At 69.0% G+C, this 11,614-nt stretch carries 8 protein-coding genes; all 8 read left to right on the top strand.

Annotated elements, in window-relative coordinates:
• Nucleotides 1-80: 80 nt before the first annotated feature.
• The 8 genes from WMF11_RS09015 to WMF11_RS08980 all read left to right on the top strand — a co-directional run bounded on the left by WMF11_RS09015 (nt 81) and on the right by WMF11_RS08980 (nt 11,502).
• Nucleotides 81-1,100 carry a hypothetical protein gene (locus WMF11_RS09015; protein WP_437551052.1) on the top strand — a complete coding sequence of 340 codons (1,020 nt, stop codon included), beginning with the start codon at nt 81-83 and terminating at the stop codon, nt 1,098-1,100.
• Nucleotides 1,090-2,871: a hypothetical protein gene (locus WMF11_RS09010; RefSeq protein ID WP_437977185.1), complete on the top strand. Its 1,782-nt coding sequence runs from the start codon at nt 1,090-1,092 to the stop codon at nt 2,869-2,871. The genes WMF11_RS09015 and WMF11_RS09010 overlap by 11 nt, the downstream gene beginning before the upstream one ends.
• A gap of 44 nt (nt 2,872-2,915) precedes the next feature.
• The gene (locus WMF11_RS09005; RefSeq protein WP_437977184.1) at nt 2,916-3,929 is read left to right on the top strand and encodes a PEGA domain-containing protein; all 1,014 of its coding nucleotides are present in this window, start codon (nt 2,916-2,918) and stop codon (nt 3,927-3,929) included.
• A complete protein-coding gene (locus WMF11_RS09000) occupies nt 3,926-5,554 on the top strand; it encodes a hypothetical protein (protein ID WP_437977183.1) in 1,629 nt (542 codons plus the stop codon). The genes WMF11_RS09005 and WMF11_RS09000 overlap by 4 nt, the downstream gene beginning before the upstream one ends.
• A gap of 88 nt (nt 5,555-5,642) precedes the next feature.
• Nucleotides 5,643-6,722, top strand: a complete 1,080-nt coding sequence (locus WMF11_RS08995; protein ID WP_437977182.1) for a tetratricopeptide repeat protein — start codon at nt 5,643-5,645, stop codon at nt 6,720-6,722.
• 33 nt (nt 6,723-6,755) lie between these two features.
• Complete coding sequence (locus tag WMF11_RS08990) at nt 6,756-8,342, top strand: PGRS family protein (protein ID WP_437977181.1); 1,587 nt, start codon at nt 6,756-6,758, stop codon at nt 8,340-8,342.
• A 262-nt stretch (nt 8,343-8,604) separates the two neighbouring features.
• On the top strand, nt 8,605-10,200 hold the full coding sequence (locus WMF11_RS08985) for a protein kinase domain-containing protein (protein ID WP_437977180.1): 1,596 nt from the start codon (nt 8,605-8,607) through the stop codon (nt 10,198-10,200).
• A gap of 270 nt (nt 10,201-10,470) precedes the next feature.
• Nucleotides 10,471-11,502 (top strand): PEGA domain-containing protein, encoded by a 1,032-nt coding sequence (locus WMF11_RS08980; RefSeq protein WP_437977179.1) that lies wholly within the window; start codon nt 10,471-10,473, stop codon nt 11,500-11,502.
• Nucleotides 11,503-11,614 lie beyond the last annotated feature (112 nt).

Genomic DNA, 11,614 nt, shown 5'->3' with positions numbered 1-11,614 from the left:
CCGCGCTCGCCGTTCTTCCGGCCGCGCGGGACAGGACAGGGCGGGATAGCCCGCCCGGCGGGTCGCGAGGATTGTAAGCCATGCAGGTTGTTCTACCGATAGTGCTCGGGTTGATCGCGGTGGCGTGCGGCGCAGGCGCCGTGTTCCTGCTGATGCAGGCCACGCAGCTGAAGCGGAAGCTTCAGGACGCGAACCAGCACATCGAGGCGCTCCGGCAGGCCAAGGGCCAGCTGGATCAGCTGCGGGCGCAGTACGGGCAGCTCCAGCAGGCGCTTGAGATCTCGCGGGGCGAGGACCGGCAGAAGGTCGACTGGCTCGACGCCCAGCAGAAGGAGATCGACTGGTACAAGAGCGAGCTCGAGAGCCGGCCGAAGATCACGCAGAAGCGGTACAAGATCCTGACGCTGGGCATCAAGTGGACCGGCAAGACGTCGCTGACGCTCAAGTGGGCGAATCCCCTCGTGGATCTGGGCACGCTGCAGGGGACGAAGATCGAGCGTTACGAGCGGACCGTCAGCCACGTCCTCACGAAAGAGGTGTTGACGGAGCATGTGTTCGAGGTCGGCGACTGGGGCGGCGAGCACATCGTGGATGCGCAGCAGGAGCTCATCATGGAGGAGGTCCATGGGCTCTTGATGGTCGTGGATCTGGCGGGCAAGGACGGTCAGAAGGTCGAGCCGTCGCGGATCCAGGAGCAGCTCCGGGAGTTTCAGCCGCAGTCGCTGCAGTTCTTCTTCAGCCCGAAGACGCTGGCCTCGTGCAAGGCGGTTGTGCTCTTCATCAACAAGTCGGATGTCCTGTCCGGGACGCCGGCCGAGGTGGAGCGGGAGGCGCGCGGGTATTACAAGACGCTCATCGACAGCCTGGAGCGGTACAAGAACAACATCGACATTCGCGTGCTCGTCGGGTCGGCGAGCTACGGGCACAGCACGCATCACCTGTTCTCGCACTTCGTGGAGAAGATCCTCCCGAAGAACGCGTATGATCCGCAGCTCCTGCAGCGGATGAAGCAGGACATCAGCGGGCATTCGGCGCTGTCGCGGACCGCGGCGCTCCCTGCCCCGCCGGTGCCGCAGCAGGTCAGGCCCAATGTACGGTAACGAGGGCGCTTCGGGGTATGTGATCCCGCGGTACCGCGCGCCGGCGGACGCGGCGTGGTATCACGTGCTGCACGGGAACATCCCGGGGCACCAGATCGACTTCATGTACTGCCCGGAGGTGCCGCAAGGGCCCCTCACGACGACGCAGTTCAGCCACCTGGCGCGGCTGATGAAGTACATCGAGCCTGCGATGGGGGCGACGCACGCGTTCGCGATTGGCAATCTGTCGAGGGATGACACGCAGCACGAGCCTGGCCACGGGGCGGTGGGGCTCATCTTCGGCTTCCGGATCGGCGGGGCGGTCGACCACGCCGGGCGGGGGAACCCGCCCTTCGCGCACGGGATCGTCGCGGTGGATCGGGACCTCGGGTATACGACGCTGCTCGAGGCAGCGGCGACGTTTTACCGGCACGTGATGAACGCGACGGAGGTCAACTCGTCGGCGGGCATGTTCTACCGCGAGTACGTGAGCGCGGTGCGGGAGGCGCCGGAGCGGGTGGCGCACGTGCTGGAGCGGTATGTCGAGGAGTTCGGGGATCTGCCATATCTCCGGCGGAGCGGCGCGACCTGGGACTGGGTGGCCGACGAGGGGGCGCAGCCGAAGCGGGTGGTGATCGTCCACAAGCCCGACGAGCCCTTCGGGTCGATCGCGCTTGCGGCGGCGAAGATCGCGACGGTGCTGTACCGATCGAACATCAAGTGGACGTCGATCACGAGCGGGCGGGAGGCGGATATCCCGGGCGGCGTATCGGTGCGGTTCGTGCGGGAGCGCGATGTCACGATGGAGGACCGGCACGGGATGCTGATCCGGATCGAGGAGGTCGCGGAGGACGAGGGGGAGATCGCGCGGGGGATGTTCGGGGCGCGGCCGCTGGCCGAGGTGGAGGAGAAGCCGCAGTTCGGCGGCGGGTGGCGCGAGCGGTTCGCGGCGCAGCAGGGCGGGACGGGGCCGGTGGGCGTGGCGGGCGCGATGCCGGGGGTGGCGCTGCAGGACCGGCGGGCGCCGGGGTCGATGCCGCCGTCGCAGAAGGGCGTGGCGGGGCCGGCGGGGCCGGTATCGCAGCAGGTCGGGCCGAAGGGGACGCTGGTCATCGATTCGGAGAAGCTGCTGGGGAGCGCGGCGCTGACGGCAGGGGTCGAGGCCGGAGGCACGGGGCCCGTGCGGATGGGACAGGCGGCGGCGGGGAACGCCGTGGCGGCGCAGGCGGCGAGCGGTGGGGCCGGGCGGGCGGCGAGCGGCGGGGCGTGGAGCGCGCCGGCGGGGCCGATGCCGCCGGTGCCGAGCGTCGGGGGGGAGGAGCGCGACGAGATCCCGGTCATCGTGGAGAAGCCGGCCTCGTCGCGGACGTGGATCTGGGCCGTCGCGGGGCTCGGCTTCGTGGCCGTGGCGGGGATGGTCGCGGTGCTGGTATCGCAAGGGGCGCCCGGAGGGGGGACGGCAACGCCGGAGGCAACGGGGCCGGGCGTGGCGCCGCCTGCCGGGAGCGCGGCGGCGCCGGGGCCGAGCAACGAGGCTGGCGTGGCGGCGGCGACGACGACAGGTTCGCCCTCCACGGCGGCGCCGCCGGAGGCCACGGCGAAGCCGCAGGCGGGGCAGGAGCAGCCGCAGCAGGGTGAGCCGCAGCCGAAGACGCAGCCAGCGGGGCGGACGAGGAACACCAAGGCAGGTGGGGCTGCGCCGGGGCGCTTGGACCCGAAGCCCAGAGGGGGTAAGGTGCCGCCCTCGAGCACTGCCGTCCCGCCTCTCCCCGAAGGGAAGCCTGAGTTCTGATGACTCCGACGATGAGAAAGCGACCGCTTCTGTGGAGTTGGAGCGTGGCGGTGGCGTTGACGGCGCAGGTTGCGGGCGCGCAGCAGCCGTCCACCGCGGCCGCCGCCGGGGAGACCGACGCGCTGACGGACAAGGCGCGACAGCTCTACGAAGAGGGGAGACAGGCGGCAGCGGCGGGAAAATGGGCCGACGCGCACGCGTCGTTCCTCGCGGCGTGGGCGATCAAGCCACATTACCAGATCGCGTCGAATCTGGGGGTCGCGTGCCTCAAGCTGGGCAAGTACCGCGACGCGGCAGAGTACCTGGCGCGGTATCTGCGCGAGGCGCCGGCCACCAAGGTGAACGAGCGGCAGAACGCCGAGGCGTCGCTAAAGGAGGCTCTTGCGAAGGTCGCATCCGTGACGGTGCAGGTGACGCCGGCAGGGGCGGAGGTGACGGTCGACGGGGCGGTCGTGGGCAAGGCGCCGCTCGCGGATCGGGTGTTCTTGGCACCGGGCGAGCACGAGATCGGGGCGAAGCTCGAGGGGTACGCGCCTGCGACGCGTCCTATCGCGGCGGTGGCGGGCGGTGCGGAGACGGTGGTGGTGCAGCTGGAGCGCGCGCCGGTCGCTGGCGTTGGAGCGCGTCCCTTCGTGATGGATCCGGCGGTGCCGATGGCGAAGCGCGCTGAGTTGCGGACGCCGTTGCTCGTCACGGGCGGGGTCGTGGCGGGCGCCGGCATCGTGACGGGCGTGGTCTTCGCGGTGCTCGCCGGCAATCGAGCCGATCACGCGGAAGAGGTCCGGAACGAGCTGAAAGCCCAATGGGGCGACGAGAAGAGATGCCCCGACGGGGACGTTCCCAGGTGTAGCGACCTTAAAGACGCAGTCTATGACGAGATCGACCTGGGCAACGTCGCATTCTGGAGTCTCGTGGCGGGGGGAACGGTCGGGGTTGGCACGCTGGTCTATGGGCTGGTGACGATGAACGCTGAGCCTCAGAAGACGGTCCCGGGCACACGCGTAGCGCCGCTCCTCGGACCGGGCACTGCCGGGCTTTCGTTCAGCGGAAGGTTTTGAGCTTACGTACTTCGAAGGGAGAAGGCCGTACTATGCGTCGTCGTGCCCATCTTGCTGCTGCGATCTTCCTGGGGACGATGGCCATGGGAGCGATAGGGCCTCAATGCAGCGACCCCCCGTGCCTTGACTTGAGTGGTGAGCTGCTGGATGACTGCCAGTCGGACGGAACGGCAGGAGGGCCGCCGGATCCGCCGCCGAACTGTGTGCCAGGAGAGGGCGAAGGGTGGAAGGCCGACGCGTTGTGTGGTGGGATCTTCGTGAGGCTCGACGGAGACGATGAGAACGCCGGGACGCCGGACGCGCCGGTGAAGTCGTTGGGGAAAGCCATCGCCCTCGCGACTGCCCTCCCCGATGCCACGAAGAAGAACGTGTATGCGTGCGCCGAGACGTTCGAAGAGAAGGTCGAGATCAAGGCGAATGTGACGCTGTTCGGTGGACTCGACTGCGAGAACGGCTGGCGATGGGTCGGCGAACAGAAGCGGACGACGCTGACGGCCGAGGCTGGGACCATCCCGCTCACAATGCACGGGGGCGGATCAGTTCGGATGGAGGACGTGCATGTCCTTGCTGAATCGGTTCTGACATCCGGAGCGTCGTCCATCGCGGCCGTGGCCGATGGTGTCACCGTATCGCTGGCGCGCTGCACGATTGAGGCAAGTGATGCTGCGCCTGGCGCCGATCAAAGCCAGGACTCGAACAGCGCCACGCGCGGTGACGATGGGAACCCAGGTGAAGCTGGGTGCATGGCCGCTGTTACCAACGGCGGTGCCGAGCAACCCAACGACTGCGAAGATGGAGTCGAAGACTCCCTCGGCGGCGCCGGCGGAGTAGGACAGACGAGCAACGGTGGCAACGGCGGCGATGGCTTACCAGATGGCCCGGCCAATGGCGGCCCCGGGCAGACGTCAGGAGGAACTTCCTGCATGAACGGCCGGGATGGCGACCCTGGCGCCTCCGGCGATCCAGGCGCTGGGGCCGCGGCTCTCGGCACCCTCTCACAAGATGGCTATATCGGCGAAGCCGGCGAGATCGGCCGGTCCGGAACCACGGCGCGGGGAGGCGGCGGCGGTGGCGGCGCTCGCGGTGTTCCGACCAGTCCCACGGCCCCGCCACGCTCCTGCCCCGACCCCAATGCCAAGGGAGTCGGCGGCGCCAGCGGCGGCTCGGGCGGCGCGGGCGGCTGCGGTGGCAAGGGCGGCCTCGGAGGCGGCGCCGGCGGCGCGAGCATCGCGCTCATCAGCCTCGACTCCACCCTCCAGCTCCACGACGTCACCCTGAAGACAGGCAGCGGAGGCAAGGGCGGCAACGGCGCTCTAGGACAGCCCGGCGGCGCCGGCGGCACCGGCGGCATGGGCGGCAAGGCGCTATCGGGCGGCTCCGCATCCGGCCTTGACAACGCCTGCAACGGCGGCCGCGGCGGTCAGGGTGGTCAGGGCGGCCGCGGCGGCGGCGGCCGCGGCGGTCACTCCATCGGCATCGCCTTTCGCGACAAGCCGCCGCCCATGGGCGCGAACCGCCTCCATTTCGAGCTCGGCGAGCCCGGCCTCGGCGGCGAGGGGGACGGGACCAGCGGCGACGGCACCCCCGGAGCTAAAGCGCCGACGCTCGATTTCGCCTCCCCGTGACGCCACCGTGCCCCGCGGTGGCCAGGTCTCATGTACTTGCCCGCACGCGTTCTTTCCCTGATGACAAATCGAGAGCAAGAGTGCGGCGATGAACCACCGTTCTGCAGCGGCCAGCCTGCTTCTCCTCGGCGTCCTATGCACGTCGCCTGCGGCGGCGCAGGATGGTCCTGTGTTGGCACAGAACAAAGCAGCCGCCGTCGCGCTCGCCGAGCAGGGATGGACCCACTACGAAGCGCAACGATACGCCGAGGCGCTCCTCGCGTTTCGTCAGGCCGAGGCGAAAGCGCACGCGCCCCCGTTCCTGCTCATGGTGGCGCGCTGTTACGTCAAGCTCGGCCGCTTCCTCGAGGCGCGCGATGTGTATCGGCTCGTCGTGGACGAAAAGCTTACACCCGGCGCTCCGCCTGCGTTCGCGGAGTCGAAAGCCAGCGCAACGAAGGAGCTTGCCGAGCTCGAAGCACGCACCCCGACCGTGGAAGTCAATGTCACTGGTACCGTTCCTGCCGGGCTGGACATGACGCTTGATGGCCTGCCCATCCAGCGTTCGACGCCGGTGCAGCGCGATCCCGGTGCCCACACCTTGGTCGTTCGCTGGCCTGGGGGTCGTCCCTTGACCCGAGCTGTCCAGTTGGCCGAGGGAGCGAGGGAACGGGTCGAGATCGATCAGGCGGCGATCGATGCGCTGTCGACCGTTGAACGGCCGGCATTTGAAAGCATTCCATCCCCAAGCGTGAGTGTTCGCGCTGCCCCATCGATCTCCTCAGCACCGATAACGCCGCGCGATGACGTCCGGACGGTAGTGCTCGTCGGGGGCGGGATTGCGGCCAGCGCTGGCGTAGCGGCAGGCGTGGTGCTCACGGTGCTGGCCAATGGGCGAGCCAGCGACGCAAGACAGCTGAGAGCTCAGCTAATCGCGGAAGATCAGGAACAGAGAAAATGCCCAACGGTGAATCCGCAGAAATGCGCAGATCTGAGCGATGCGGTGGACGCCAGGGTAACTCTCAGCAACTCGGCCCTCTGGAGCTTCGTGGCAGGCGGGGCGGTTGGGGTTGGCACGCTTGTCTATGGACTCGTCACGATGGAATCCGCGGCGTCAAGCAGGAGCTTGCAGGTGACACCTCTTTGGGAGCCGCAAACTGCTGGGATTTCTGCCAGCGGTTCTTTTTGACCTGAACAGAGTCGAAAGGGAGAAGACTGCACCATGCGCCGTCGTGTCCACTTCGCGTCCATGGCCCTTCTCGCAGTGACGGCCGTCGGCGTCAGTCACGCTGGATGCATCACCTCACTAGAATACACCGACGAGAAGCTCGACGTGCCTCGTGATGCTCTCAATCCGACTCCTTCAGGGTGTGTACCCAGCGAACGCGACACCTGGACCGCAGCAAAGGCCTGCGGCGTATTCGTATCGAACACTCAGGGGCACGATGACAACGAGGGCACGCCCGACAAGCCAGTCAAATCTCTCAAGCAAGCGCTTATCCTCGCCAAGTCCAACTCGAAGCACGTATATGCGTGCGCCGAGGAGTTTGATGAGGCTGAGACCTTTGAACTTTCAGCCAGCACAAATCTCTACGGCGGGCTCACTTGCGACAACGTTGAAAATGGCCTTGATTGGCACTGGGTAGATAACACAACGCGAACAAAGATATCGGCTCCATCGGGAAAGATACCGCTGAAGATCACAGGAAAGAACGGCCTGGAAGTCGTGCACCTGGAGAATGTGCACGTGATCGCCAAATCGATCCTGCAAGGCGGTTCCGCAGAGCCAAGGCTGTCATCAATCGCCGCAGTGGCCTCAACCGTGCGCTTGGTGGAGCTGAGGCACAGCGTGCTCGAAGCCGGGGATGCCGCCCCTGGGCTCGATGGGGAGCCGTACGAAAAAACTGCCAACGCGGGGGCGAACGGCAATTCAGGAAAGGGTGCGTGCTCAGATGGCACCATCGACGGCGGCGAGCCTCAGTTCAACTATTGCAGCACACCGGACGAAACCGATGACTCCTTCGGCGGCGCCGGCGGGGCGGGGCGGCCTAATAACGGCGATCCTGGCGTAGCAGGATACCCTGACCGCCCGATGAACGGCGGCCTCGGGCAAACAGGAACGAGCGCTTGTACGTCCGGCATGACCGGTAAAGATGGCACCAGCGGCGAGCCGGGCAACGGTGCCACAGGCGATGGCAGCATCACGCGCGAGGGTTACATCGGCGCTTCCGGCGCTCCCGGCGCTCCCGGCACCGCAGCCCAAGGTGGTGGTGGCGGGGGCGGCGCTCGCGGCGTTCCGACGACAACAACCAGTCCACTGCGTTCGTGCCCAGATGGCACGCCGCCGCTCGGGGGCGCCAGCGGCGGTTCAGGCGGCGCGGGCGGCTGTGGCGGGGCCGGCGGCAGAGGTGGCGGTCCAGGCGGAGCAAGCATTGCCCTCATCAGCATCAACACCGAGCTTTCATTCGATAACGTCACAATCAAGACCGGCAACGGGGGCAAGGGCGGCAACGGCGGCCCTGGACAGGACGGCGGAATGGGGGGAACGGGCGGCCCGCGGGGCGAAGCCCCTGAAGGATCGAGCAATCTGCTGCACGGATGTGACGGGGGCCCAGGTGGGACTGGCGGCAACGGCGGTGCAGGCGGTGGAGGACGCGGTGGTCACTCCATCGGAATCGCTTTCCAAGGTAAGTCCCCCGCTCTCGAGGGCGTGACATTCGAGCTTGGCACAGCTGGCGATGGCGGCGCCGGCAGCGATGCCGATTACAACGGTGAGAACGGTCGGCAGGCTGACCGATTCGGATTTTAGATCCTGCGCCCGCGTTCCCGCTCAAGGTAGCACACTGCAACGTCAACCCAGGACGCCTGCTCGGCGCACAAACAGCGATCACCTCATCGTGGACGCTAAGAATGCGCCCGCACCCGGCGTTCGCAGCAGCAAATCCAATCAGCCCACGGCCAGGCTCGATCACCGCAGCCCCACCCGACCGTCCCAGCCAAAATCGCCCCTCGGTACCCCCGCACCGCTCCACCCCCGCCCTCAACTCCGCTAGGCTGCTTCCGCCTTCTCCATGCACCTCGGCGCCGGCTCCGTCCTCATCGACAAGTACCGCCTCGAGCGCCCGCTCTCCCGCGGCGGCATGGGCTCGGTCTGGGTCGCGCACCACCTGCAGCTCGGCACGCCGGTCGCCGTCAAGTTCATGGACCCGGCCTACGCCAGCTCTCCCGCGTTCCGCACTCGCTTCGAGCGCGAGGCGCGCGCGGCCGCCCAGCTCAGGACCCCGCACGTCGTCAAGGTGCAGGACTTCGGCATTCACGAGGGCGTCCCGTACCTCGTCATGGAGCTCCTCCAGGGCGAGGACCTCAACGCGCGCCTCCTGCGGCGCGGCCGCCTCCCGCTGCTGGAGACGCATCGCATCCTCGCCCAGACCGGCAAGGCCCTGCGCAGCGCGCACGATGCCGGCCTCGTCCATCGCGACCTCAAGCCCGCCAACCTCTTCCTCGCGCGCGTCGACGGCGAGGACGAGGACATGGTGAAGCTCCTCGACTTCGGCATCGCCAAGGAGACCACCTCGAAGCTCGTCGCCGACGCCTCCACGACCGGCGAGGTCATGGGCTCGCCCCACTACATGAGCCCGGAGCAGCTCCGCGCCGAGCGCGACGTCGACGCGCGCAGCGACCTCTGGGCGCTCGGGGTCATCCTGTTCCGCATGGTCACGGGATACCTCCCCTTCCCCGGCGATGTGCTCGCGCAGGTCATGACCAGGATCCTCGTCGACCCGATCCCCTCCGCGACCCAGCTCGCCCCCGGCCTGCCCCCGACCATCGACGCCTTCTTCCACCGGGCGCTGGCGCGCGATCGGGCCCACCGGTTCCAGACCGTCCGCGAGCTGGTCGACGAGTTCGCGCGCATCGCGGGCGCGCCGAGGTTCGCGTCGTCCGTCTCGGATGCGCACGGACCGTTCCCCCTGGCCCCCACCGGCTTCGTTCCAGGGGCGGCGACGCCCCTGCCCGGAATGCCACTGGGGCCGGGCGGCACGACCCCCGGCGGGCCGCTCGCCTCTTCCCCGGCACCGCTGGCGGGCTCTGTCTCGGCGGGCACGCTGACTGGTACGATCGATCCCGCCAGACCGTCCGGTGGACGGCGCTCGGTCGCGTGGACGACGTGGCTCATCGCCGCGGGCGCCGCGGCTGCCGTCAGCGGGCTCGGCGTGACGCTCGGAGCGTACTATGGCGGACAGGCCGAGGCTCCGTCTCCCGCAGACGCCCCGGCGACCGCCGAGCTCGCGGCCTCCGGCCCGGAGATCACCACCCGCGACGCCCCGTCCGCGCCCCCTGCGAGTCGCCTTGCTGCAGAGACGTCGACCGCTGCACCTCTCGTCGTGCCGTCTGCGCCGGCGACGGATGCGGGTTTGGACACCGCCTTAGAGCCATCAGCGCAGGACCCCACGCCGCCCAGCGAACCGGCGGCCGTTCGCGCCGGCGCGCCGGCAGCGGGTCGCACGGGCGCGCCGAGCGACGATCGCGGCCCTGTTGCGCCAGCCGCCGGGACACAGTCCCCGAGCGGCCCCGCCCCCCACAGCACATCCCCTCGGCGGCCGTCTCCGCCGACAACCCCCAGCCCACCGCCGACGTCGAAGCAAGCGAAGCCGCGCTGGGGGATCTGAAGGAAGTCGAAGGGAGGGGAGCAGCGGTCTCCGGCGCTCCGAGAGCACGCTTCTCCCTCCAGGAAGCCCCTGGGCCGAGGCCGTCGCCGCGCAGCACGGCGGCAGGGCGGCGTGCGGCGGAGCCGCTGCACCATCACGCCCTGCGTGGAACGGGTGGACAAAAGCTTCCGTCACGGCGCGGAAGAGGTACGGTTCGCGCTCCAGGGTGGGTAAAGTACGGCTGTACGCGTCTTCCGAACCGCAGCTCCCTGGAGCACCGCTGGACTCCTCATGACGACGAACCGCCCGCTGCTGTGGACCTTGAGCATCGCCGTCGCCTTGCTGGCACCTGCCGCGGGAGCACAGCCGGCGCCCCCTCGGGCCGAGGCGCAGGAGAGCGACGCGCTGACGGACAGGGCGCGCCAGCTCTTCGAAGACGGGGTGAAGGCGGCCAACGCGGGGAAGTGGGCCGACGCGCACGCGGCGTTCCTCGCGGCGTGGGTGCTCAAGCCGCACTACCAGATCGCCTCGAACCTGGGCGTGGCCTGCCTCCGGGTGGGCAAGCCCCGCGATGCGGCCGAGTACCTCACGCGCTACCTCCGCGAGGCCCCCGCGACGAAGGTCCAGGAGCGGCAGCGCGCGGAGGCGTCGCTGCAGGAGGCACGGGCGCAGGTCGCGGCGGTCACGGTCCGCGTCGCGCCGGACGGGGCCGAGGTGACCGTCGACGGAGCCAGCGTCGGGCGAGCGCCGCTCGCGGATCCCGTGTTCCTCGACCCGGGCCGGCACGACGTCGGCGCGAAGCTCGACGGGTACGCCCCGCAGGCGCGCTCGGTCGAGGCGACCGCGGGTGGGACGGAGGCGGTGGTCCTCGATCTGCAGCGCACCCCGGCGCCCGATGCGACGCGCGCCGGCGCGGAACAGAGCGGCTTGCCGGCTCCCGAGGTGCCGCGGGGCGGCGGGAGGACGGCGGTGCTCGTCACGGGTGGGGTCGCGACCGGCGTTGGCGCCGCGGCGGGCGTGCTCTTCACGGTGCTCGCGAACAACAGGGCCGGAGATGCGGAGACCCAGAAGACCGCGCTGCTCGCCGGAAATCGGAACCCGTGCACCGCCCGGCCCACCCCAGCGGCGTGTACAAAGCAAAGCCAAGCGGTCGACGAGAGCGCGCTCTACAGCAACGTGGCGTTCTGGAGCTTCGCAGGGGCCGGCACGGTCGGCCTCGGAACGCTGCTCTATGCCCTCGTGAGCGGCCCCGAGGCGCGCGTGCAGGTGACGCCCAGGGTGGGAATCAACGACGTGGGTCTCTCGGTGGGCGGGGCGTTCTGACGATCGGGATCTGAACTCAAGACGATGGAGAATGGCTGATGCCTCGGACTGCCCGTACCGCCGCGCTGCTCGTCCTCGGAACGACGGCCGCCGGCCTCGATCTGGCTGGCTG

It is taken from the genome of Sorangium sp. So ce295, assembly GCF_051527405.1.
GTDB lineage: Bacteria > Myxococcota_A > Polyangia > Polyangiales > Polyangiaceae > Sorangium > Sorangium cellulosum_B.
Note: the sequence above shows the minus strand (reverse complement) of the source record. Positions and strands in the feature narration are given on the sequence as shown.